Source organism: Luteimonas sp. 22616 (assembly GCF_052044325.1).
In the GTDB taxonomy this organism is placed as follows: Bacteria; Pseudomonadota; Gammaproteobacteria; order Xanthomonadales; family Xanthomonadaceae; genus Luteimonas.
On the sequence record NZ_JBQEMW010000001.1, the window covers coordinates 2,686,055 to 2,709,940 of the forward strand.

Here is a 23,886-nt window from a genome sequence, read left to right on the forward strand (position 1 = left end):
CACGGATGCCACGCGTCCGAGCGGCAGGAAGGCCCGGATGGCTTCCAGCCGCGCGCGCCCCCCGACGCGACACGCCGGCATACTACTGCCACTCACGGGGAACCCGTTATGCAGCGTCGGCTTCTGTTCATTCCGGTCAGCGGCGGGCGCGGCGGCGGCGAGCTGCAGCGCAGCCTGATCCTGGCGCGCACCCTGCGTGCGCAGGCCGGCGACGCCGTCGACATCCGCTTCGTGGTGCACCGACAGGCGCCGTTCCCGCACGAGGAATTCCAGGCGACGCCGCTGCCAGGTTCGCCCACGCGCAGTGAGGCGGAAGTGGCGGCCGCAATCACTGGCTTCGCTCCCCACCTGTGCCTGTTCGACAGCAGCCTGCGGATGACCGCGCTGCACGCCGCGCGCGACGCCGGCAGCCGCACCGCCTACCTGAGCGCGCGCCCCAACTCCCGGTGGCGCGGGCTGGATCCACGCAAGCGCCATCTGCTCGATGCGCACTGGCTGCTCGCGCCCGACCGCCTTGGCGCGCCGCCGCCCTGGCCCGAACGCCTCGGGCGCCTGCTGCTGCGCGACACCCGGTTCCGCTATTTCGACGCCGTGTTCGAACCGCCCGACGACGCTGAAGCCGGCCGCCTGCTGGCGACGCACGGATTGGCAGCCGGCGGTTACGACCTGGTCTGCCCCGGCGGCCCCGGCTACGTGGTCGACGGCATGGCGCCGATGGCGCTGATGGCCGCGGCCGGCGGCGCGCGCGACCTGCCGGTGCTGGCCGTGGATCCGGGCGAACACGCGCTGCCTCCCGGCTGGACCGCGCTGCCACGCATGCCCAACCGGGTGTTGATGGGGCTGGTGCGCGGCGCGCGCCTGAACGTGATCAACGGCGGCGGCCTGCTGGTGCAGGCGCTGAGCCTGGGCGCGCCCTGCCTCGCAGTGCCGATGCAGGAGGAACAGGCCCAGCGCATCGCCGCCTTCGCCGCGCGCAACGCGGTGCTGACCTGCGCCGCGCAGCGCGACGCGGTCGCTGCCGCCTGGCAGGACGCATCGAACGATCCCGTCGCCCTCGACGCGCTGCGAGAACGCGCCCGGGCACTGGGCCTGCGCAACGACCTGCAGGCCATGATCGACGAACTGCGCACCCTGCTCGACGCCTGAGCGATCGGCCCGCCGCGGGCCCGCGGGCTATGCTTGTCGCCCTGCCCGCCGCCGGACTCCACCCCGCCATGCCGCGTCCTTCCGCATGACCGCCCCCGTCAACATCATCTGCATGAAGTGGGGCGTGATGTACGGCCCCGAGTACGTCAACCGGCTCCACGCCGGCGTGCGCCGGCACCTGCAGCGGCCGCATCGCTTCGTCTGCTTCACCGACACCGGCGAAGGCCTCGATCCCGGCATCGAAGTCATGCCGCTGCCGCCGCTGGGATTGCCCGAAGGCCACAACGACCGCCGCTGGCAGAAACTGGCGGTGTTCGGCCACACCCTCGGCGACCTGCAGGGCAGCACCCTGTTCCTGGACCTGGACCTGGTGGTGGTCGACAGCCTGGAGCCGTTCTTCGACCGCCCCGGCAAGTTCCTGATCATCCGCGACGCCGACCTGTTCAAGCCCAAGTGGCGGCGCAAGCTGGTCAATCCCGAACGCGACCGGTTCCTGCGCGTGATCGGCAACTCCTCGGTGTTCCGCTTCGAGATCGGGCAGCAGGCCTACATCCTCGACAACTTCGTCGCCGACCCGGACGCGGCCACCCGGCAGTACCCGATGTCGCAGCAGTACCAGAGCGCGCAGCTGGCCGCGCATGGCGAACTCGAATACTGGCCGCGCGGCTGGTGCGTGAGTTTCAAGAACGACTGCGTGCCGCGGTTCCCGCGCAACTGGTTCGCCGACCCCACGCTGCCGGACGGGGCGAAGATCGTGGTCTTCGCCGGGCGGCTGAAGATGTCCGAGGTCATCGCCGGCGGCGGCCAGCGCCTGCACCGGCACATCGGCGACGTCGACTGGCTGCGCAAGGCCTGGATGGCACCCTAGGGAAGGGCCGATCGATTCGCTGCGGCTCGTCGTTACCGCGGGCTTTCAAAAGACCGGCGCGAAGCGCCCGCCGGATCACGCGTCAGGATCGGGCTCCACGGCGGCGTCGGCGGCCTCCGGCAGCGCGCGGCAGTCGGCCGGGATGTCCGGCGCTGACACCAGCCGCCAGGTCCGCCGGTTGGCGACGCCCACCGGTTGCGCCCGCGCGCGCTGCAGGCAGTTGGCCAGTGCCGGTACCTCGCGCACGAACAATCGCCGCGCACCCGGCGCCGCCGAGGCCCAGGCCACCGCCGCGTTCCACTGCTGCACCGGCGTGCGCTTGAAGCCGAACTCCACCGTAGGCCCCCGTGCCTGCAGCAGGTTCTGTTCGCGCCACGCCACCAGCCCGACTTCCGCCTGCGGCCCGACAAGTTCGCGCACCTCGCGCATGAGGTCCCTGGCCGAACTCTCTCCGTCGAGCTGCGGCGCGATCGCCAGCCCCCAGCCGCACCACAGCACCGCGCTCATCGTCGCGGTCAGCGTCACCGCGCGCTGCGGCTGCAGCCACAGCGCCGCGGCGGTGATCGCGCTGCCCATCGCCGCCAGCGCCCACCACAGGCCGTCCTGGCCGTCGGCCATGCCGCGCCCGGCCTCCAGCTTCAGCTCGAACCCCGGCTCCGCCACCAGCGCCGCCACGCCGGCGGCCAGCAAGCCCAGCCCGAGCAGCAGCGACAGCGCGAACAGCGCCCGGCGCACGCCGCGGCGTTCAAGCAGGTCCGGCAGGAACGGCGCGGCCGCCAGCGCCAGCATCGGCAGCGCCGGCAGGATGTACATGTCGCGCTTGCCGCTGCTCAGGCTGAAGAACAGCAGCACCAGCACGCAGCTCGCCAGCGGCCACCACACTCGCGCGTCGCGCGCGCGCCACGCCTCGCGCCACGGCTTGAACAGCCACGGCAGCAGCAGCGAGAACGGCAGCCACGACACCGCCACCACCCGGGCGAAGTACCAGAACGGCTGGTTGTGGTGCCACGACTCGGCGTAGCGGGTGGCGGTCTGCCGGACCAACAGGTCGTCGACGTAGGCGCGATGCGCGGGATCACCGTCGGACAGCGCCATCCACAGCATCGGCCCCAGCCACAGCCCGATCGCGACCAGGAACGCCACGCCACCCAGCGCCCAGCGCCCGGCGCCGCGCGGGGCCGGCACGCTCAGGCCCTGCCAGCCGCGCCAGCGCATCCACGCATAAGGCAGCAGGGCGAACAGCGCCAGGAAACCCACGCCCTTGCTGATCACCCCCAGCCCGGCCGCGAAACATCCGGCCCAGAACCAGCGCCAGTGCGGGCCCAGCAGCAGGTGCCGGGCGAGGCCATAGAAGCCCAGGGTGATGAAGAACACCACCGTCGGATCGATCTGCGCGCGCTTGGCCTGGTAGACGAACTGGAACGTGCACAGCACCGCGGCTGCCGCCCACAACCCGGCGCGGTGCCCCCACAGCCGCCGCGCAAGGTCGAAGGTCAGCCATAGCGTCCCCAGCGCGGCCAGCAGCGACGGCAGCAGGAAGGCCACCGTCCAGTCGCGCACCAGCGCGTAGCTCATGCCGAGCAGCCAGAAGTACAGCGGCGGCTTGTCCGAATACAGTTCCTGCCCGCGATGCGGAAACCACCAGTCGCCCGACTCCCACATCTGCTTCGCCACCAGCACGAAACGCGGTTCGTCGGCCGGCCACGGCGCGCGCAGGCCGAGGCCGGTACCGATCACCAGCAGGGCCACGCATGCCAGCAACCAGAATTCACGCGATTGCGGAGTCTTCAGCATGGCGCGAATGATAAGCACGCGCCGCGTCGGATTTCCGTCAGCCGCGGTGGTCGCCCGTCAGTGCTTGCGCAGGCGGGCGTAGAAGAAGCCGTCCATGTCGCGCTCGCCGGGCAGGCGCTGCCGGCCCGCGCCGGACATGCGGCCGAAGCGGTCGTCGAGCGGTTCGACGACGGCATCGGCGGTGCGCGCGAGGAAGGCATCGACCTGGCCGGTGTTCTCGGCGTGCAGGATCGAACAGGTCGCATAGAGCAGCACGCCGCCGGGCGCCAGCACCCGCCACGCGGCGTCGAGCAGGCGCGCCTGCAGCGTGGGCAGCGCGTCGAGGTCGGCGGCGCGGCGATGCAGCAGCACGTCCGGCTGGCGGCGCACGATGCCGGTGGCCGAACACGGGGCGTCGAGCAGCACCGCGTCGAACGGCACGCCGTCCCACCACGCATCGGGATCGGCGGCGTCGGCGGCGCGCAGCACCGCGTCGGCGCCGACGCCCAGGCGGGCGAATGTTTCGCGTACGCGCTCGATGCGCTTCGGGTCGACGTCGAGCGCGGTCAGCCGCAGCGACGGATCGCGTTCGAGCAGGTGCGCGGCCTTGCCGCCGGGCGCGGCGCAGGCGTCGAGGACGCGCCGGCCGGCTGCCGGTGCGCCAGGGGAGTACGCCAGCGCTTCGACCACGGCCTGCGCGGAACCGTCCTGCACCGAGACATCGCCGCTGTCGAAACCGGGGAGCGCGGCGACCGCGACCGGCACGTCGAGCCGCAACGCATCGGGCAGCGCGTCGTCGCCAGCCGCCTCGATCCCGGCTTCGCGCAGCCGCGCCGCATAATCGTCGCGGCTGCCATGCAAACGATTGACCCGCAGCCACATCGGCGCCGGCAACGCGCTAGCCGCCACGATAGCGTCATAGTCGTCCGGCCAGTCCGCGCGCAGGCGTTCGCGCAGCCACACCGGCCAGGCGCCGTCGGCAGACGCGGCAGGCAATCCCTCGCGCTGCGCGCGTCGCAGCAGCGCGTTCACCATCCCCCGCTGATGAGCGCGGCCGAGCACACGCGCGGCCCCGACCGTCGCATCCACCGCCGCGTGCGGCGGCAGCCCGAGCGGATCGAGCTGGGCGAAGCCAACATGCAGCAGCGCCCGCAGCGCGCCATCGCGCTTCCCCAGCGGCCGCGGCACCCACGCCCGCAGCGCCGCGTCGGCCCGCGCCTGCTGGCGCAGCGCCGCGAAGCAGATCGCCTCGACCAGCGCCCGGTCGCGCACGTCGGCCAGCGCCGGCAGCGCCTGCGCCAGTTCCGCCTTCAGCGAACGGCCGCGATGCAGCACCGCATCCAGCACCTGCGCGGCGACCGCGCGCGGCCGGGCACCCTTGTCATCATTCATCCGGACATTCTCCGCCGTTCGGCCAGCCGTGTGGTCCCGTGGCACCTGTTCCTGTGGCACCTGCTTTTGTAGGGGCGGCTTCAGCCGCGAGCTTCTGGGGACCAAGCTGGTGATTGGTGGCTCGCGAAAAGCTCGCGGCTGAAGCCGCTCCTACGAAGAGCCAGGAGCCTTGCAGGTTCTGTTTCAATGGATCCGAAACACCTGTGTCGATGGCAGGCCCGAAGGACGGCGCGCAACTCCGCGTGCCCGCGGGAGATGTGTACGGGAAAAGCGCCGCTGCATATGTCCGAACGTCAAATACCAATGGCAGTGACACCGGCACTACGCTTCAGTGCGACGAAGCCGGAACGACCAAGGCATTTCGAATCGGGGCGTAACCCGGGTCTGCGCTACGTACCCTGAAGGTCGCGCCGCGCATTGAGGAAGTCGGCAGCGGTGATCGCCTTGCCGCCCTCGCGCTGCAGCGTGCGGATCCGCAGCGCGCCCTGGCCGCAGGCGACATCCAGCCCGTCGCGTCCGGCGGCCAGCAGGCTCCCGGGCGCGGCCCCATGCTCGAGCGAAAGCACGGTCGCGGCATGGATGCGCAAGCGTTCGCCGGCCACCATCGCCTCGGCCATCGGCCATGGGTTGAAGGCCCGCACCTTGTTGGCCAGCACCGTCGCCGGTTGCGACCAGTCCAGCTTTGCCTCGGCCTTGTCGAGCTTGTGGGCGTAGGTCACGCCCTCGGCCGGCTGCGGCTGCGGCACCGGGCGCATGCCGGCGCGCAGCAGGCCGAGGCCGTCGGCCAGCACCTGCGCGCCGAGCGCGGCGAGACGGTCGTGCAGCTGGCCACCGGTGTCGTCCGGTGCGATGTCCATCGGCTGCGACAGCAGCACCGGTCCGGTGTCCAGGCCGGCTTCCATCTGCATCAGGCACACGCCGGTTTGGGTGTCGCCGGCTTCGATCGCGCGCTGGATCGGCGCCGCGCCGCGCCAGCGCGGCAGCAGCGAGGCGTGCACGTTCCAGCAGCCGAACTTCGGGATGGCGAGGATCTTCGGGGGCAGGATCAGGCCGTAGGCGACCACGATGAGCAGGTCCGGCTGCAGCGCGGCCAATGCATCGCGCGCGACCTGCGACTTCAGCGTTTCGGGCTGCAGCACCGGGATGCCGCGCTCGAGCGCCGCGCGCTTGACCGGCGATGGCGTCAGCGTGCGCCCGCGTCCGGCGGGGCGGTCGGGCTGGGTGTAGACGGCCACCACTTCCTGGCGGCTGGCGGCGGCGATCAGCGAAGGCACGGCGAAGTCGGGGGTGCCGGCGAAGACGATTCTCATGGGTACGGGCTGGGATCCAGGAACGGGGGGAGGCTAGCGGCCGTGGGCGGCCAACGATACGAAATGCGCGACTGTCATTCCGAGCGTCGCGGGGAATCTGAAATGCGTCTTCCCGAAGCCGCTGCAAGATCCCTCGCTACGCACGGGATGACTGGCTTCGGTGTTGCCAGACGCCTGGAAGGTACGAAACGCGGACCGCCCGCCGCCGTCGCTGCTCCGGTTCCCCGGATGCCAGCCGCGGCCTCAGCCCTGCTTGCGCAGCTTGTCGTACTTCTTCAGCGCCCGCTCGCGCTTGAGCGGCGAGAGGTGATCGATGAACAGCTTGCCGTCGAGGTGGTCGACCTCGTGCTGGATGCAGGTCGCCAGCAAATCGTCGACCTCGAGCACGAACGTCTTGCCGTGGCGGTCCAGCGCCTCGACCTCGATGCCGTCGGCACGGGTGACGTCGGCATAGATGCCGGGGATCGACAGGCAGCCTTCCTGGTGTTCGCGCAGCTGCTCGGTGCGGCGGCGGATCACCGGGTTGATGAACACCAGAGGCTGGTCGCGGCCTTCGGTGACATCGATGACCATGAAGCGCTCGTGCACGTCGACCTGGGTCGCGGCCAGGCCGATGCCGGGCGCGACGTACATGGTCTCGAACATGTCGTCGAGCAGGCGCTGGAACTGGGGGGTGGCGATGCGCACCGCATCCAGCGTGCCGGCGACGTTGCGCAGGCGCGGATGGGGCAGCTCGAGGATCGGAAGCAGGGACATTGGAGGCGATCTGGTGGCTTGTACGGTTGGTTGGGGCCGGCCCGGGACCGACGGGGCGGCTTCGATGCCGACCACCACACCCTAAAGGGTGGCATCGGTCACAACCGCGAGCTAGACCATGGATTGTAGCCCTCGCAGGCTTGCGTTGGGCCGGGTTTTGTAGGCTATAGTGCCCCGGCTGGAATGGGGAAATTCCGGAAAATTCCAAGGGGAGCAAGTAGATGGCCGGCATGCTTCAGCGCCTTTCTCAGGGGCTTCGCACGGGTTTTGCAGTCGCACTTCTGACGGTGGCGGGCTACGCCATGGCGCAGGGCATCCGTGGCGATCATCCCGATACTTATGTGGTCGTGCGCGGCGACACCTTGTGGGACATCGCAGGCAAGTTCCTGCAGCGTCCCTGGCTGTGGCCCGAGATCTGGCAGGCGAATCCGCAGATCCGCAACCCGCACCTGATCTATCCGGGCGACGTGATCAGCCTGGCCTACCTCGACCGCGTCACCCTGCAGCCGGGTCCGCGGACCGAGGCGCAGCCGATCAACGCGATCCCGCTGTCGGAGATCGAGCCGTTCCTCAAGGACCTGCGCGTGGTCGACGACTTCGAGCAGCTGCCCTACGTGGTCGGCCTCGAGGAAGACCGCCTGCGCGGCAGCAAGGACCAGGTGGTGTACGTGCGCGGCCTGTCCGCGGCCACGCCCGGCCAGCGCTACCTGGTGGTGCGCCCGACCGTGCGCTACACCCGCCTGGAGCGCTCGGGCATGTGCTGCGACCTGCTGGAGAAGGACGACCTCGACTACCGCGGCCGCCGCGACGTCGACTTCGGCAAGTACTGGAACCACGTCGTGTTCCCCGACAAAGGCGGCGAGACCCTGGGTTACGAGCTGATGCGCGTGAACATCGGCACCGTCACTCGCGGCGAAGTCGGCGGCATCGAGGCCAGCACCGTGCTGCTCGACGAGGCCGGCCGCGAGGTCCGCATCGGCGACCGCCTGATCGCGGTCGACGCGCAGCCCTACGACCTGCAGTTCTTCCCGCACCCGCCGCAGCAGCAGACGGAATACGGCCGGGCCCGCGTGCTCGCGGTCACCGACAACCTCTCCTACGGCGGCCCGCGCGATGTGGTGGCACTGTCGGTCGGCAGCAGCGACGGCGTCGACAACGGCACCGTGTTCTCGATCTGGCGCGAAGGCAGCAACGTCGTCGACCGCGTCGAGCACAGCGCCGACCACCCGGCCGGTGCGGTCAGCTTCAACGACAAGGTGCGCCTGCCCGACGAGTACGCCGGCCACGTGATCGTGTTCCGCACCTACGACAAGGTGAGCTACGGCCTGATCATGGACGGGGTCAAGCCGACCGCGATCGGCTACCACCTCAAGCACCCGGACGCGACCTACTGAGAATCAGGGTTTCCTGACCCGACAACGCGACGGCGCCCGAGGGCGCCGTCGTCGTTTCCGCATTACGCTGGCGCAATGACCGAAGCCCACCACGACGCGCTGCTGCGCCTGATCGAGGCCGGCGGCAGCACCGCCACGCGCCGCGCCCTGCTCGATACCCACCGCGACCCGGTCGCCGCGCTCGAGGCCGGCGCGCGGGCGTGGCGCGAGGCCGGCTGCGACGAAGCGCAGGTACGCGCGCTCGCCGACACCGCCACGCCCTCCACGCAGCGCGAACAGGCCCATGCATGGCTCGCCGAACCGGGCCACCACCTGCTCGGCTGGCACGACCCCGACTACCCGGCGCTGCTGCGGCGCATCGCCAACCCGCCGCTGGCGCTGTTCGTGGCGGGCGATCCGGGGCTGCTCTGGCACCCGGCCGTCGCCGTCGTCGGCAGCCGCTCGCCCAGCGCCGGCGGGCGCGACAACGCCCGCGACTTCGCCCGCGCCATCGCCGCGACCGGCCTGGGCGTCACCAGCGGCCTGGCCGCCGGCATCGACACCGCCGCGCACGAGGCCGCGCTCGCCGCCGGCGGCATCACCGTGGCGGTGCTCGGCAACGGCATCGACATCGCCTACCCGCGCGCCAACGCCGGCCTGTACGCACGCATCGCCGAGCACGGTGCGGTGGTCAGCGAATACCCGCCGGGGACCCAGTCCCAGCGCGGCTTCTTCCCCGCCCGCAACCGGATCATCGCCGGGCTGGCGCTGGGGGTGCTGGTGGTCGAGGCGGCTGAACGCTCGGGCGCGCTGATCACCGCGCGCCTGGCCAGCGAGGCGGGGCGCGACGTGTTCGCCGTGCCCGGCTCGATCCACAACCCGATGGCGCGCGGCTGCCACCGCCTGATCCGCGACGGCGCCGGGCTGGTGGAGGCCGCCAGCGAGGTGACCGCGGCGGTCGCGCCGCTGGCGGTCGAACTCGGCGATGCCTTGCGGCGGCGCCTGGCCGCCCCCAGTTCAGGGGCCGGGACGCCCGCCGCCGACGCCGCGAATGCCGAGATGGCGGACGATCCCGACTACCACCGCTTGTGGCAAGCCCTCGGGCATGACCCAACCGGTATGGATCGGCTGGTCGAACGCACCGGATTGACGACCGCCGAACTGTCATCCATGCTGCTGGTCATGGAACTGGAAGGACGCGTCGCCGTGGCACACGGCCGCTACACCCGAAGGCGCCATGACACCGCGAACACCGCGCCTTCGGGCGCAGGCCGGGGGAAATGAAAGAGAGCATCCTGGACGTCCTGCTCTACCTGTTCGAACACTACTTCACCGAAGACGCGGACCTCGTCCGCGACCGCGACTCCCTCCAGGCAGGCCTGCTCCAGGCCGGATTCAGCCCCGCCGAAATCAGCAAGGCCTTCGACTGGCTCGACGCCCTGGCCGAGCAGCGCCCCAGCGCGGCGATCCAGCGCACCGACGGCCCGACCCGCGTGTATTTCGGCCCCGAGCTCGACAAGCTCGACGTCGAATGCCGTGGTTTCCTGCTGCTGCTCGAACAGCACGGCGTGCTCGATGCCGACCAGCGCGAACTGGTGCTCGACCGCGCGATGGCGCTGGATCAGGACGAGCTCGACCTCGACGACCTGAAGTGGGTCGTGCTGATGGTGCTGTTCAACCAGCCCGGCTCCGAGGCCGCGTACGCGTGGATGGAAACGCAGATGTTCGTCGACGAGCCGGAGCCGGTGCACTAGCGGGACACCCCTCTGGAAGCAGCATGATTTCAGCGGCCGCGCCGGGGAGGCGCGGACCGCTCCAGGGATTGGCGCCGGACACGTCCGGCGTGACGGGGAAACAGGGGATCACATGACCGATTGGTACTACCACGACCCGGTACAGGGTCGCGTCGGCCCGCTGTCGGCCGAGCAGCTGCGCGCGCGCTACGTCGACCGCCGCGTGCAGCGCGACAGCCTGGCCTGGCACGCCGGCGCACGTGAGTGGCAGCCGCTGGACCGCTTCTCCGAGGAACTGCAGCTCGACACGGTCACCCCGGACGCATCGCTGCCGCCGCCACTGCCACCCGCGACGACGACGCCCCCGCCGTCAATGGCCGGATCGCGCGCATACGCCACCCGTGCCACCCCGCGCAGTGCAGCGCTGCCGCCGAAACGCGGCCTGTCGGGCTGCGCGATCGTGGCGATCGTGGCCGCGGTGGTGGCGGTCCCGGTGCTGGCGATCCTCGCCGCGATCGCACTGCCCGCCTATCAGGACTACACGATCCGCGCGAAGACCACCGCCGGGCTGGTCGGCGCCGCCTCGGCGATGCAGCGCGCGGTCGACGAGTTCCATGGCGACCATGGCCGCTGCCCGGGCAACGACGACTTCGCGCCGTTGCTGCGCCAGTTCGCCGCGATCGAGACGACCACCACCGTACGCTTCGGTGCGCTGGCCGGCGGCAACTGCGCGTTCGAGTTCACCCTGCACGGCAACAATGCCATCGAGGGTCGGACCTGGGTGTTCGAAGCCCGCGACGACGGCGACCTGGGCGGCTGGGACTGCAGCGGCGGCGACCTGCCTGCCCGCTATCGCCCGCAGCACTGCCGCGGCAACTGACCGGCCCGGCCGCGCCCAACGATCCGCACACGGAAGACCTGCCATGACCCAGTGGTACTACAGCGACTACCAACGCAACCGCCACGGCCCGGTCAGCGGCGCCGACCTGGCCATGCTGCACGCCAACGGCCAGCTGGCCGACGACACCCTGGTCTGGCGCGAGGGCCTGGCGCAGTGGCAGCCATGGCACGCCGTGGCAGGCGAAATGGTCGCCGCCACGCCGCAGCCGGCGCCGGCGCGTGCGAGTTTCGCGACGGCCTCGACCGACGCCCCCGCCGACGCCTTTGCCGGCCCGTACACCGTCGCCGAACCGCGCTCGCCCTACGCTCCGCCGCGGGCCCCGGTGCAGCGCGCGGCAGATGTGTACCTGGACGGCGAGGTGGTCTACGCCGGGTTCTGGAAGCGGGTCGCTGCCAACCTCATCGACAGCGTGATCATCGGCCTGCTCGGCATGGTGATCGGCGCCGCGATCGGCGGGCTGCTGGGCGCCGCTTTCGGCCTCGGCGGCGGCCTCGACACAGGCGGCGCGGTCGCCATCCAGGGCATCGTGCAGCTGCTGTCGCTGGTGCTCACGGCCAGCTATTACGGCTGGTTCTACACCTCGGTGCAGCAGGCCACCCCGGGCAAGATGGCGATCGGCATCAAGGTGGTCCGCAGCGATGGCGAGGGCTGCAGTTTCTGGCGCGGTTTCGGGCGCTATTTCGCCATGTTCCTGAGCGGCGTGATCCTCTGCATCGGCTTCCTGATGGCCGCCTTCACCGCGCGCAAGCAGTGCCTGCACGACATGATCTGCGACACCGTGGTGGTCGACCGGTGGGCGTTCACCGCCTACCCGGACCAGCAGCGCGAGGAACTGGGCACCCTGACGGTGGTGGTGCTGGTGCTTGGCGGGCTGCTGTTCGTGGGGCTGGTCCTGGTGCTCATGGCCGGCCTGGCCGCGATCGCCGGGGCCGGTCGCTGACCCCGTCCGCCAAACCGGAACGCTTGACAGCGCCTGCCATGGCGTGATTCCACTATAAATAGGTGCAAACCTGAACGCCCGTGGCCCAGGCTGCGGGCGTCCTCTTCTGCAAACCCTATATATTGCCGCGGCTCCCACTCCGCCCCCCACGCACTGCAAGGACAGGCCCAGCCGCCCATGGCCAAGAATCTCCTCATCGTCGAATCGCCGGCCAAGGCCAAGACGATCAACAAGTACCTGGGCAAGGACTTCACCGTCCTGGCCTCGTACGGCCACGTCCGAGACCTGGTGCCGAAGGAGGGCGCGGTCGACCCGGCCAACGGCTTTGCGATGCGCTACGACCTGATCGAGAAGAACGAGAAGCACGTCGCCGCGATCGCCAAGGCGGCCAAGTCCGCCGAAGGCATCTTCCTGGCCACCGACCCGGACCGCGAGGGCGAGGCCATCAGCTGGCACATCGCGGAGATCCTGCGCGAGCGCGGCCTGCTCAAGGACAAGACCCTGCAGCGGGTGGTGTTCACCGAGATCACCCCGCGCGCGATCCGCGAGGCCATGGCCAATCCGCGCGACATCGCCTCGGACCTGGTCGACGCCCAGCAGGCGCGGCGCGCGCTCGACTACCTGGTCGGCTTCAACCTCTCGCCGGTGCTGTGGCGCAAGGTGCAACGCGGGCTGTCCGCCGGCCGCGTGCAGTCGCCGGCGCTGCGCATGATCGTCGAGCGCGAGGAAGAGATCGAAGCCTTCGTCGCGCGCGAATACTGGTCGATCGAGGCCGAGTGCGCGCACCCGGCGCAGGCGTTCACCGCCAAGCTCACGCGTCTGGACGGCAAGAAGTTCGAACAGTTCACCGTCACCGACGGCGACACCGCCGAAGAGGCGCGCCGTCGCATCGTGTCGGCCGCCAACGGCGCGCTGCACGTCACCGACGTCGCCAGCAAGGAGCGCAAGCGCCGCCCGGCAGCGCCGTTCACCACCTCGACCCTGCAGCAGGAAGCCTCGCGCAAGCTCGGCTTCACCACCCGCCGCACCATGCAGGTGGCGCAGAAGCTGTACGAAGGCGTGGCGATCGGCGAGGAAGGCACGGTCGGCCTGATCAGCTACATGCGTACCGACTCGGTGAACCTGTCGGCCGAGGCACTGGGCGAGATCCGCGACGTGATCGCGCGCGACTTCGGCACCAAGGCGCTGCCCGACAAGCCCAACGTCTACACCACCAAGAGCAAGAACGCGCAGGAAGCGCACGAAGCGGTGCGCCCGACCTCGGCGCTGCGCACACCGGCGCAGGTGGCGCGGTTCCTGTCCGACGACGAACGCCGCCTCTACGAATTGGTCTGGAAGCGCGCCGTGGCCTCGCAGATGGTGCCGGCGACGCTCAACACCGTGTCGGTGGATCTTGCCGCCGGCAGCGAGCACAGCTTCCGCGCCAGCGGCACCACCGTGGTCGACCCCGGCTTCCTCGCCGTCTACGAGGAAGGCAAGGACACCAAGGGCAAGGACGACGAGGACGAAGGCCGCAAGCTGCCGGCGATGAAGACCGGCGACCGCGTGCCGCTCGACCGCATCCACGCCGACCAGCACTTCACCCAGCCGCCGCCGCGCTTCACCGAAGCCTCGCTGGTCAAGACGCTGGAGGAATACGGCATCGGCCGGCCGTCCACCTACGCGTCGATCATCCAGACGCTGCTGTTCCGCAAGTACGTGGAGATGGAAGGCCGCGCCTTCCGGCCCAGCGACGTCGGTCGCGCGGTGTCCAACTTCCTCAGCGGGCACTTCACCCGCTACGTCGACTACGACTTCACCGCGAAACTCGAGGACGAGCTCGACGCGGTGTCGCGCGGCGAGGAGGAATGGGTGCCGCTGATGGAGAAGTTCTGGGGCCCGTTCAAGGAACTGGTCGACGAGAAAACCGAAAGCGTGGACCGCAGCCAGGCCACCGGCGCGCGCGAACTGGGCACCGACCCGAAATCCGGCAAGCCGGTCAGCGTGCGCCTGGGCCGCTACGGGCCGTACGCCGCGATCGGCAGCACCGCCGAGGACGAAGCCGAGAAGCCGAGGTTCGCCTCGCTGCGTCCCGGCCAGAGCATGCACACGATCTCGCTTGAAGAAGCGATCGACCTGTTCCGGCTGCCGCGCAAGTTGGGCGAGAGCAACGGCGAGGAAGTCAGCGTCGGCGTCGGCCGCTTCGGGCCGTTCGCCAAAAGAGGGAGCGTGTACGCCTCGCTGAAGAAGGAAGACGACCCGTACACCATCGACTTGGCGCGCGCGGTGTTCCTGATCGAGGAAAAGGAAGAGATCGCGCGCAATCGCGTGATCAAGGAATTCGAGGGCAGCGACATCCAGGTCCTCAACGGCCGCTACGGACCGTATATCAGCGACGGCAAGCTCAACGGCCGCATCCCCAAGGATCGCGAGCCCGCATCGCTGACGCTGGCCGAAGTGGTGCAGCTGATGGAAGAGACCGGCAAGCCGATGCGCGGCCGCTTCGGCAAGAAGGCCGCGGCGAAGAAGGCGCCGGCCAAGAAGGCGGTTGCGAAGAAGGCACCGGCAAAGAAAGCTGCGAAGAAGGCAACGAAGAAGACGGCGGCCAAAAAGGCACCGGCCAAGAAGGCCGCGAAGAAGGCAACGAAGAAGACCGTGGCGAAGAAGACTGTCACTGCCACGGACGACGACGCCCCCTTCTGACGCAACTTGTGGGAGCGGCAGCCGCGGACTCCTGCTCCCTCCCCTGCGAAGGCGACGGGCCGGGCTGGTTGGGGAGGGGCGTCTTCCGGCAACCCCGCGATCCGCGAACACCTCCCCCCGCCTCCGCAGGGGGAGGGGCACAATCGAAAACTCGCGACCGAGGCCGCCTGCAAACCAGAGCCATGGGTTGTCAGGCGTCGGGGCGCAGCGCCGACGCCCTACAATCGCGCCATGCGCCAGCTGTCTCCCACCGAAGCCGCCACCGCCCTGCGCACCGGCGGCGTCATCGCCTATCCCACCGAGGCGGTGTGGGGACTGGGCTGCGATCCGTTCGATGAAGCCGCCGTCCTGCGCCTGCTGGCGATCAAGCAGCGTCCGGTCGACAAGGGCTTGATCCTGGTCGCCGCATCGGTGGCGCAGCTCGACGGCCTGGCCGACTGGGATGCCTTGCCGCGCGAACGCCGCGACGACGTCTTCGCCTCGTGGCCCGGGCCGCACACCTGGATCGTGCCGGCTACCGCGCGCGTGCCGCGCTGGATCACCGGCGCCCACGACGGCGTCGCGATGCGGGTCAGCGCGCACCCGGTCGTGGTCGCGCTGTGCGAGGCCTTCGGCGGCGTGCTGGTGTCCACCAGCGCCAATCCCGCCGGCGCACCACCGCCGCAGGCGTTCGCGTCGATCGACGCCGGCCTGCTTGCGGCCATCGACGGCTGCGTGCCCGGCAATACCGGCAACCTGCCACGCCCGACCCCGATCCGCGATGCCCGCAGCGGCGCCGCACTCCGTACCTGATCCGCTGTCGCGGGCTGGCTCGACCGACCAGCGGGCGACGACACCTCCGCAAGGTAGCCGCGCACCATTGCGCGTCGGGCAGGAGGTGCGCGGCTTTCAGATCGACTGTCTGCACGTGAAGTGAGACGTGCTTCACGGCCCCGGGTGCCGCGGACGCGGCGATCGCACGAATCCACGAGAACCACAGGCCGGATCGCCCGGGCCCGCACTTCACTCCGGCGCCCGGGACGCGCAAGATGTCGCCATGGTCACTCGCCTGCCCCGCCTGCTGCTGTTGCCGCTGCTGGCCGCGATCGCCGGCAGCGTCGCCGCACAGGACAACGACATCACCATCTATCGTTGCACCGACGCGGGCGGCCACCTGACCGTGCAGGATTCGCCCTGCGCCGATGACCAGTCGCAGCAAGTCCGGCGCATGATCCAGCCTGCCGATCCGCCGCCTCGCGCAGAACCCGTTGCGCCGGCGGCGCTGCAACCCGCGCCGGAGCCGTCGGCACCGGTGGTGGTCGCGCGGCACGAGCCGCGGCCGATGTACGAATGCGTGCGCGATGACGGCAGCCGCTACACCAGCGACGACGGCGAGGGCAATCCGCGCTGGATTTCCAGCGGCGGCTGGTCGTACTACGACGGCCCGCCCCTGCGCGGGCCCGGCATCGTCTTCACCCGCGGGCAGGCCGCGTCGTCCAGCCCCGTCCTGCTTGCCAGCGCGCGCGCCACCGATGCCGGTGGCAGCAACCAGCCCTGGCCGCGCTTCCGCAGCGCGGATTCCACGCCGCCTCCACCACCTCCTCCACCGCCCGGTCACGGTCACGGTCACGACCACCATCGTGGCCACGGTCTTGGCTACGGCGGCGGCATGTGGGTACGCGACGAGTGCCACGCCCTGCCGCAGGTCGAAGTCTGCGATCGCCTGCGCGACCGCCGCGAGCAGATCCGCAGTCGCAGGTTCAATGCCCAGGCCAACGAGCGTGCGACACTGGGCACCGAAGAGCGCGGCATCAACGCGCGCCTGGCGGAAGACTGCGGAGGAGCGTGATGCGTCATCTGGTGTGTTCGGCCGCATTGATCGCGATTGCGGCGGCGACGATCGCCCATGCCCAGGACACCCGGACCGACACCATCTACCGCTGCACCGATGCGCGCGGTGCGCTGACGATCCAGAACGGCACCCCCTGCCCCAAGGGCAGCAGGCAGGAAATGCAGGTGGTCGAGGCGCCGATGGTGATCCCGCGCTTCGAGGCGCCACCGGCGATCGTCACCACCGCACCCGAACCGACGCCGGAACCGGCGCCACCCGAACCCGAGCGCCCGCAGGCGCCGCCGCCGGCCAAGCTGGCCGATGCGCAGCGACTGCCGCCGCCACCGCTGTACCAGTGCAATACCTGGGACAACGACCATTACCTCAGCGAGGACCCGGAACCCAAACCGCGCTGCGTGGCGCTGCAGACCACTGGCCTGGCCGGCGATCCCGACCGCGCCGGCGGCCAGGCCTGCGAGATGAAGTACGACCTGTGCGCGCGCGTCCCGGACGGCGCGGCCTGCGACGGCTGGAAGCAGCGCCAGCGCGAGATCGAATCCACCTGGCGCTACGCGCCCGGCGCGGACAGGCAGAGGCTGCAGGACGAGTTCGCGCGGGTGACGAAGATCCTCAACGACACCGCCTGCGGCGCGCCGTGATGCGTTACCCGGCGGTTCGACGGAATCGCTGACGGCTCATCTCTTGCGGGGACGGGACGTAGCGCATCTCAACCCGCACGCCGGAACGTCAGGTTGATCCGCCGCGCGCCGAGCAGCGGATGGTCGCCGTCCGCCAGCGGCAGCACGCCGTGGTGGAACAGCCGCGATGCGCCACCCCAGGCCACCACGTCGCCGTGGCGCAGCGGCACCCGCTGCACGCGGTCGCCACGCGCCGCGCCTCCGAACAGGAACGTCGCCGGCAACCCCAGCGACACCGACACGATCGGCGCATCGAAGTCGCGCTCGTCACGATCCTGGTGCAGCGACAGGCGCGTGCCCGGTTCGTAGCGGTTGACCAGGCAGGCATCGGGCACGAAGTGGTCGAATCCCGCGGCCTGTGCCGCCTCCGCCGCCAGCCGTGCGAACACCGGCGGCATCGCCGGCCAGGGCCGGCCGTCGCGCGGATCGCAGGGGGCGTAACGATAGCCGCGGCGGTCGCTGATCCAGCCGAGTTCGCCGCAGTTGCTCATCGCCACCGACATGCGCAGCCCGCGCCGCGTTTCCATGTGGCGGAACGGCGCCCGTGCAGTGATCGCGTCGACGGCAGCCAGCAACGCCGCCGCGCGATCCAGCGCAAACTCGCGCAGCAGCCACGCACCTTCGGCGAACTGCGTCGCGCCGCCCACGTCCGCTCCGGTGGCGTCGAACAGGTCCTGCATGGGCGCGTGCATGTCGGTGCCGGCGGCCTCAGGCCGCGTCGTGGAAGATCACGCCCAGCGTGTGGCGATGCCCGCGCCGCAGCCGGCTGACGCCATGGCGCATGTTCACCCGGTAGACGCCACGCGCGCCCTGCACCGGTCGCCGGTGGACGGCGAACACCACCGCGTCGCCCTGCTGCAGCGGCACCACCTCCGCCCGCGACTGCATCCGCGGGCGCTGCTCGGTGAGCACGAACTCGCCGCCCTCGAAGTCACCATCGCCAACATCGCGCCCCGGCCGCGACAGCAGGATCGCAACCTGCAGCGGAAACACGTGTTCGCCGTACAGGTCCTGGTGCAGGCAGTTGTAGTCGCCCTCGCCATACCTGAGCAGCAACGGCGTCGGCCGCGACTGGCCTGCGGCATGGCAGCGCGCGACGAACTCCGCGTGCGCGCCGGGATACGCCACGTCGACCTTCATCGCGAGGTTCCAGCGGTTGGCCACCGGCACCAGGCGCGGGTACAGCGATTCGCGCAGCGCCTGCACCGCATCGGGCAAGGGATAGCGGAAGTAGCGGTACTCGCCACGACCGAAGCCATGCCGCGCCATCACCACCCGGCTGCGGTGCCGCGCATCGTCGTCGTACAGCGCCGCCAGCGCTTCGCAGTCGCCGCGCGACAGCAGTCCCGGCAAGCGCGCGTTGCCGCGCGCATCGAGTTGCGCCGCGACGTCATTCCAGTCGACCGAATCGACGCGCCCGGTGATGCGGTCGCCGATGTCCGCGGCACTCATTGCGATCACTTCCCCGGCAAGTCGCGCGTTCACTTGCGTGCCTCGCGCTCGAGCAGCGCGCGCTTGCGCTCCACGCCCCAGCGGTAGCCCGACAGGCCGCCGTCGTTGCGCACCACGCGATGGCAGGGAATCGCCACCGCGATCGAGTTCGACGCGCAGGCGCCGGCCACCGCGCGGGTAGCCTTCGGCGCGCCGATCGCACGCGCGATCTCGCTGTAGCTCACCGTCGTGCCGGCCGGGATCGCGCGCAGCGCCTGCCACACGCGTTGCTGGAACGCAGTGCCGCGCACGTCCAGCGGCAGGTCGAGGCCGATCTCCGGCGCCTCGACGAAACCGACCACCCTTGCGACCAGCTGCTCGAACGCGGCATCGCCGCCGATCAGTTCGGCCTTCGGGAACTGGTCCTGCAGCTCGCGTGCCAGCGCGTCGGGATCATCGCCGATCAGGATCGCGCAGATGCCACGGTCGCTGGCCGCGACCAGGATCGCACCCAGCGAGCACTCGCCGACGGCGAAGCGGATCGCGGTATTGGTGCCGCCGGCGCGGTAATCGCGCGGACGCATGCCGAGCACGCCGCCGGCCTCGGCGTAGAAACGTCCGCTGGAGTTGTAGCCGGCGTCGTACACCGCCGTGGTCACCGACTCGCTGCGCGCCAGTTCGCTGCGCACGCGGCGGGCGCGGTGCGCCTTGGCGTAGGCCTTCGGCGTCAGTCCGGTGCCGGCCTTGAAGACGCGATGGAAATGGAACGGGCTCAGTCCGGCGTTCGCCGCCAGCGTGGCCAGGTCGGGCGCCTGCTCGGCGCTTTCGATCAGCCGGCAGGCGTCGGCGACCAGCGCCGCATGCTGCGCCTGCAGGTCGGGCTGGTCCGGGCGGCAGCGTTTGCACGGCCGGAAGCCGGCGCGTTCGGCGTCCTCGCGGCTGGCGTGGAAGCGCACGTTCTCCGGACGCGCGCGGCGCGCGGCGCAGGAGGGCCGGCAGTACACGCCGGTGGTGTTCACCGAGTACCAGAAGCTGCCGTCGGCCTGCGGATCGCGGGCGACGACCCTCGCCCAGCGCGGATCGCGCTCGGTGGCTGCAGCGGCGACGGCGGTCTTGTTCATCATGGCGTTCATGTGTGTTCCGATGCGTTGAGTCCGGAGCACACGTTAGAGATGGGGCCGGCGGGCGGATATCCGAGTCTTGCGATCGAATTCGAAGCGTCACCGGTTTGGCTGCGGCTCATCGGCCGCGGCGCGCACCCGGGGTCTCATTGCCGGCGACAAAGGCGCTGGCACGCTCCGTATCGAGCGGCCGGATTTCGAACTCCAGCCCGCAGGCCAGGGTGGGGTTCTGCGCCATGAGCGCCGCGGCCTCGTCGAGGCTGCCGGCGAGCACGTGCCAGTAACCGCCGATGACCTCCTTGCTCTCGCTGAACGGCCCGTCGATCACCGCATCGCGCGATACCCGCTTGCCCTCCCGCGTCAGCCGCGAACCGGACCGCATCTTCCCCTCGTCCACGAGCTTCCCGTGCCAGGCGTAGAAGTCGTCGATCGCCGACTGGATCTCCTCCGGCGACAGGTGTTCGTCCCACTGTCCGCGGGAGAGGACGAGGTATTCCGAAGAGGCGGGATGGCCTGTCATTGCATGCTCCTGGTCGTGGTTGTTTGACGACGGCCGTGCGCCTAGAACCCGTAGCGCAGGAAGCCGCCGTCCACCGCGATGCATTCGCCGGTGATGTAGGCCGCCGCGGGCAGGCACAGGAAGGCCACCGCGGCGGCGACTTCCTCCGGTTCGCCCACGCGCCCCATCGGCGTGCGCAGCAGCACTTCGTCGAGGTAGTCGGGATCGGAGAGTTTTTCCGAGGTGCGGCGGGTGCGGATGTACCACGGCGCCACCGCGTTGACACGCACGCCGTCCTCGGCCCACTCCACCGCGAGATTGCGGGTCATCTGGTGCATCGCCGCCTTGGTCATGCCGTAGGGCGCGCCGCTGCGCACGTGGGTCTCGCCGGACACGCTGCCGACGTTGACCACGCTGGACACGGCATGTTTCGTCAGCAGCGGATAGGCGTAGCGCGCCAGTTCGAAGGCGCTGAACAGGTTGATCTCGAAGATCTGCCGCCACTCGTCCTCGGTGTAGTCGACGGCGGCCTTGCTGAGGTTGCCGCCGGCGTTGTTGACCAGGATGTTGAGGCCGTCGCCCTGGTCCTCGACCCAGTCGAGCAGCTCGCGGCGCTGCTCGTCGTCGGCGACGTCGGCGATCAGCGCGCGCACGTCGCCGTCGGGGAATTCGTCGGCCAATTCATCGCGCGCTGCTTCCAGCAGGTCGCCGTTGCGCGCGGTGATCAGCACGCTGGCGCCGAAACCCAGCAGCTCGCGCGCGATCGCGCGGCCGATCCCGGCGCTGCCGCCGGTGACCAGCGCCAGTTGCCCGTCGAGTCGCCAGCGGTGCGGGTCCATGTGCGGCTTTCCGGTAGGAGGTGGGGGTAGCATAGCGCCGGGCCCATCGAGGATGCCGCCATGTCGATTCCATTCGCACCAGGCACGACGATCGCATGCGCGCTGCTGCTGGCGCTGTCGTGCGCGGCCTGCACGCGGCCACCCCCGCCGCCCCCTCAACAGCCGCCCGAGCCGCAGGCGCACACCCAGCTGCGCGATGCGATCCAGGCGCCGATCGAGCAGGCCAAAGCAGTCGAAGGCGCGGTGCAGGATGCAGCGGACAAGCAGAAGGCGGCGATCGACGCGGCTGCAGGCGGCTGAGGCCAACCCGGCCACCAGGTCGGAGCTACGCCTCCGACGCTGCGGAATCGGAATCGCCGGCGTCGGTCGCACGCCGGTGCATTCGGACAAAAACCGTCGGGGGCTAGCCCCGACCTACGCGAAACCCGTCGCGTCAGTTTTGTCCGCAGGCCATGGGAAGCGACCCGGGTCCCGTTGCCTGCGGACTCGGATCGTCAAATCCCGAAACGTCAGAACCCGCAGAAGCAGTACGCCAGCGCCTTGACCGGCTGGCCGGGGCGGGCGATCGCGGCGTCGAGGAACTGCAGGTCGCGGCGCGCCTGCGGCACCGCATTGGCGAGCACGGCGACGCTGGCCATCTCGCGCGCGAATTCCGAATGCCGCAGCCATGCGCCGCCGATGCGGCTGCCGGCCAGGCCGCTGAAGAAGCGCTGGAACGGCGTGGCCATCTTCTCGATGTAGCGCACGCGGTATTCGCCTTCCTTGCCGAGCTTGGCGCGCGTGGCGGCATCACCGATGGCGTCCTGCAGGCCGCCGAAAGCATCGACCAATCCGCGCTCCTTCGCCTGCGCACCGCTCCACACGCGGCCGCGCGCGACCTGGTCCACCTGTTCCACCGTGCGCTTGCGCGCCTTGGCCACGCGGCCGGTGAAATCGCGGTAGCCCTTGTCGATCACCGACTGCACCACCTGCCCGACTTCCGGGTCCAGCGGCCGGGTGATGTCGAATGCACCGGCGAACTTCGTGGTGCCGACGCCGTCGGTATGCACGCCGATCTTCTCCAGCGTGCGCGGGATGGTCGGGATCATGCCGAAGATGCCGATCGAGCCGGTGATCGTCGACGGGTCGGCGTAGATCCGGTCGGCGTTCATGCTGATCCAGTAGCCGCCGGACGCGGCCAGGTCGCCCATCGACACGACCACCGGCTTGCCGGCCTTCTGCAGCGCGACCACCTCGCGGCGGATCTGCTCGGAGGCGTAGACCTCGCCGCCAGGCGAATCCACGCGCAGCACCACGGCCTTGATGTCGTCGTCGTCGCGCGCGTCGCGCAGCAGCGCCGCGGTGGATTCACCGCCGATGCTGCCCGCCGGCTGCTCGCCGCCGGCAATCGCGCCCTCGGCGACCACCACCGCCACCTGCGGACGTTCGTCCACCGGCGACAGCGTGCGGTCCAGGTGCTGCAGGTAGCCGCCCAGCGACACCTGGCGGAAACCGCCATCGGCATCGGCGTCGGCGGCGCCGCGCTCGACCAGCAGGTCTTCCACTTCTTCCTGCGTCTTCAGCCCGTCGACCAGCTTCTGCTGCAGCGCATATTTCGCCAGGTCACCGCCGACACCTTCGATCCCGGCCGGCAGGTTGTCGATGCCGGCGGCCAGCTGCGCGGGCGTGAGCTTGCGCGCCTTGGCGATGTCGCCGAGGTAGCGCTGCCAGACATCGTTCATCCAGTACAGGTCGGCTTCCTTGGCTTCGGGCGACGCGGCATCGAGGATGTAGGGCTCGACCGCGGACTTGTACTCGCCGACCTTGAACACGTGCACGTCGACGCCGAGCTTGTCCTGCAGGCCCTCGCGATAGAACTGGTGGTAGCGGCCCAGGCCTTCGAGCAGCAAGCCGCCCATCGGGTCGAGGTAGACCTCGTCGGCCTGCGCGGCCAGCAGGTATTGCATCTGGTCGAGGCTCTCGCCGAACGCGACCACCTGCTTGCCGGCGGCGCGCAGCTTCGCCAGCGCCGCGGCGACCTCGCGGATCGAGGCGTAGCCGGAGAACGCCATGCGGTCCACGCGCAGCAGCACGCGTTCGATGTGCTTGTCGGTGCGCGCCGCGTCGATCGCGCGCAGCAGGTCGCGCAGCTGCACCTCGCGCAGGCCATTGCCGCTGATCGCGTTGAACGCGCGCATGCCCGGGTCGATGCTGTACTGCTCGACCAGCGCGCCTTCGGGCGCGATCACCAGGGTGGTTTGGTCCTGCAGCGGCGTGATCCGCCCGGCCGCCGCCATCGCGATCAGCAGGACCAGCAGCAGGCCGAAGAACAGCAGGTTGAACGTCAGCCGCCGGACGAAGTTCATCGCGTCCCAGACGAAGATGAAGAAGGTGGCGACGGGACCGTAGCGGTTGCCCTGGGGGGGCTGGTTCATTGCGGAGCTCCAAAAGAATTCGCAAGGCCGATACCCCTGCGATACCCCTGCAGGAGCGGGGGGGGGGGGGGGGGGGGGGGGGGGGGGGGGGGGGGGGGGGGGGGGGGGGGGGGGGGGGGGGGAGGAGGGGGGGGGGGGGGGGGGGGGGGGGGGGGGGGGGGGGGGGGGGGGGGGGGGGGGGGGGGGGGGGGGGGGGGGGG

22 protein-coding genes are annotated in these 23,886 nt (G+C 70.4%); 12 read left to right on the plus strand and 10 right to left on the minus strand.

The features are described 5' to 3' along the window. The first annotated feature begins 108 nt into the window (after nucleotides 1-108). Nucleotides 109-1,146: a hypothetical protein gene (locus ACTJIL_RS12220; RefSeq protein ID WP_440755773.1), complete on the plus strand. Its 1,038-nt coding sequence runs from the start codon at nucleotides 109-111 to the stop codon at nucleotides 1,144-1,146. Between the two features lie 85 nt (nucleotides 1,147-1,231). Continuing rightward, complete coding sequence (locus ACTJIL_RS12225) at nucleotides 1,232-2,014, plus strand: hypothetical protein (RefSeq protein ID WP_440755774.1); 783 nt, start codon at nucleotides 1,232-1,234, stop codon at nucleotides 2,012-2,014. 75 nt (nucleotides 2,015-2,089) lie between these two features. On the opposite strand, the gene ACTJIL_RS12230 is transcribed toward ACTJIL_RS12225, so the two are convergent. The 4 genes from ACTJIL_RS12230 to def form a co-directional block, all read right to left on the minus strand. After that, nucleotides 2,090-3,808 carry an ArnT family glycosyltransferase gene (locus tag ACTJIL_RS12230; protein ID WP_440755775.1) on the minus strand — a complete coding sequence of 573 codons (1,719 nt, stop codon included), beginning with the start codon at nucleotides 3,806-3,808 and terminating at the stop codon, nucleotides 2,090-2,092. 57 nt (nucleotides 3,809-3,865) lie between these two features. Then, nucleotides 3,866-5,179 carry a 16S rRNA (cytosine(967)-C(5))-methyltransferase RsmB gene (gene rsmB / locus ACTJIL_RS12235; protein ID WP_440755776.1) on the minus strand — a complete coding sequence of 438 codons (1,314 nt, stop codon included), beginning with the start codon at nucleotides 5,177-5,179 and terminating at the stop codon, nucleotides 3,866-3,868. Between the two features lie 389 nt (nucleotides 5,180-5,568). Further along, nucleotides 5,569-6,489, minus strand: a complete 921-nt coding sequence (fmt, locus tag ACTJIL_RS12240; RefSeq protein ID WP_440755777.1) for a methionyl-tRNA formyltransferase — start codon at nucleotides 6,487-6,489, stop codon at nucleotides 5,569-5,571. A 243-nt stretch (nucleotides 6,490-6,732) separates the two neighbouring features. Further along, entirely contained in the window at nucleotides 6,733-7,245 is a 513-nt protein-coding gene (gene def / locus ACTJIL_RS12245) for a peptide deformylase (protein WP_440755778.1), read from the minus strand. A 230-nt stretch (nucleotides 7,246-7,475) separates the two neighbouring features. Here def and ACTJIL_RS12250 point away from each other — a divergent pair, with 230 nt between their 5' ends. The 9 genes from ACTJIL_RS12250 to ACTJIL_RS12290 all read left to right on the plus strand — a co-directional run bounded on the left by ACTJIL_RS12250 (nucleotide 7,476) and on the right by ACTJIL_RS12290 (nucleotide 17,343). Next, nucleotides 7,476-8,639: a LysM peptidoglycan-binding domain-containing protein gene (locus ACTJIL_RS12250; protein ID WP_440755918.1), complete on the plus strand. Its 1,164-nt coding sequence runs from the start codon at nucleotides 7,476-7,478 to the stop codon at nucleotides 8,637-8,639. 75 nt (nucleotides 8,640-8,714) lie between these two features. After that, nucleotides 8,715-9,902, plus strand: a complete 1,188-nt coding sequence (gene dprA, locus ACTJIL_RS12255) for a DNA-processing protein DprA (protein WP_440755779.1) — start codon at nucleotides 8,715-8,717, stop codon at nucleotides 9,900-9,902. Then, a complete protein-coding gene (locus tag ACTJIL_RS12260) occupies nucleotides 9,899-10,372 on the plus strand; it encodes a DUF494 family protein (protein WP_440755780.1) in 474 nt (157 codons plus the stop codon). Before dprA ends, ACTJIL_RS12260 begins: the two co-directional genes overlap by 4 nt. 112 nt (nucleotides 10,373-10,484) lie before the next feature. Then, nucleotides 10,485-11,231 (plus strand): pilin, encoded by a 747-nt coding sequence (locus ACTJIL_RS12265; RefSeq protein WP_440755781.1) that lies wholly within the window; start codon nucleotides 10,485-10,487, stop codon nucleotides 11,229-11,231. Between the two features lie 43 nt (nucleotides 11,232-11,274). Next, nucleotides 11,275-12,192: an RDD family protein gene (locus tag ACTJIL_RS12270; RefSeq protein ID WP_440755782.1), complete on the plus strand. Its 918-nt coding sequence runs from the start codon at nucleotides 11,275-11,277 to the stop codon at nucleotides 12,190-12,192. A 177-nt stretch (nucleotides 12,193-12,369) separates the two neighbouring features. Further along, complete coding sequence (locus ACTJIL_RS12275; protein ID WP_440755783.1) at nucleotides 12,370-14,874, plus strand: DNA topoisomerase I; 2,505 nt, start codon at nucleotides 12,370-12,372, stop codon at nucleotides 14,872-14,874. Nucleotides 14,875-15,105: 231 nt separating this feature from the next. Further along, nucleotides 15,106-15,666, plus strand: coding sequence for an L-threonylcarbamoyladenylate synthase (locus tag ACTJIL_RS12280; protein WP_440755784.1), 561 nt, complete (start codon nucleotides 15,106-15,108; stop codon nucleotides 15,664-15,666). Between the two features lie 244 nt (nucleotides 15,667-15,910). Then, on the plus strand, nucleotides 15,911-16,702 hold the full coding sequence (locus ACTJIL_RS12285; RefSeq protein WP_440755785.1) for a DUF4124 domain-containing protein: 792 nt from the start codon (nucleotides 15,911-15,913) through the stop codon (nucleotides 16,700-16,702). Beyond that, complete coding sequence (locus ACTJIL_RS12290; RefSeq protein WP_440755786.1) at nucleotides 16,702-17,343, plus strand: DUF4124 domain-containing protein; 642 nt, start codon at nucleotides 16,702-16,704, stop codon at nucleotides 17,341-17,343. Before ACTJIL_RS12285 ends, ACTJIL_RS12290 begins: the two co-directional genes overlap by 1 nt. A 68-nt stretch (nucleotides 17,344-17,411) precedes the next feature. On the opposite strand, the gene alkB is transcribed toward ACTJIL_RS12290, so the two are convergent. From alkB to ACTJIL_RS12315, 5 genes are all read right to left on the minus strand, one after another. Continuing rightward, on the minus strand, nucleotides 17,412-18,074 hold the full coding sequence (gene alkB, locus ACTJIL_RS12295) for a DNA oxidative demethylase AlkB (RefSeq protein ID WP_440755787.1): 663 nt from the start codon (nucleotides 18,072-18,074) through the stop codon (nucleotides 17,412-17,414). A gap of 16 nt (nucleotides 18,075-18,090) precedes the next feature. Then, nucleotides 18,091-18,834 carry a 2OG-Fe(II) oxygenase gene (locus tag ACTJIL_RS12300; protein ID WP_440755788.1) on the minus strand — a complete coding sequence of 248 codons (744 nt, stop codon included), beginning with the start codon at nucleotides 18,832-18,834 and terminating at the stop codon, nucleotides 18,091-18,093. Between the two features lie 29 nt (nucleotides 18,835-18,863). Then, nucleotides 18,864-19,946, minus strand: coding sequence for a bifunctional DNA-binding transcriptional regulator/O6-methylguanine-DNA methyltransferase Ada (gene ada, locus ACTJIL_RS12305; protein ID WP_440755789.1), 1,083 nt, complete (start codon nucleotides 19,944-19,946; stop codon nucleotides 18,864-18,866). A gap of 106 nt (nucleotides 19,947-20,052) precedes the next feature. Next, on the minus strand, nucleotides 20,053-20,454 hold the full coding sequence (locus ACTJIL_RS12310) for a YciI family protein (protein ID WP_440755790.1): 402 nt from the start codon (nucleotides 20,452-20,454) through the stop codon (nucleotides 20,053-20,055). Nucleotides 20,455-20,495: 41 nt separating this feature from the next. Beyond that, entirely contained in the window at nucleotides 20,496-21,272 is a 777-nt protein-coding gene (locus ACTJIL_RS12315) for an SDR family oxidoreductase (RefSeq protein WP_440755791.1), read from the minus strand. Between the two features lie 60 nt (nucleotides 21,273-21,332). On the opposite strand from ACTJIL_RS12315, the gene ACTJIL_RS12320 reads away from it, so the two are divergent. After that, on the plus strand, nucleotides 21,333-21,572 hold the full coding sequence (locus ACTJIL_RS12320; RefSeq protein ID WP_440755792.1) for a hypothetical protein: 240 nt from the start codon (nucleotides 21,333-21,335) through the stop codon (nucleotides 21,570-21,572). Between the two features lie 209 nt (nucleotides 21,573-21,781). Here ACTJIL_RS12320 and sppA read toward each other — a convergent pair whose 3' ends face one another. Then, entirely contained in the window at nucleotides 21,782-23,686 is a 1,905-nt protein-coding gene (gene sppA, locus ACTJIL_RS12325) for a signal peptide peptidase SppA (RefSeq protein WP_440755793.1), read from the minus strand. Between the last annotated feature and the right edge of the window lie 200 nt (nucleotides 23,687-23,886).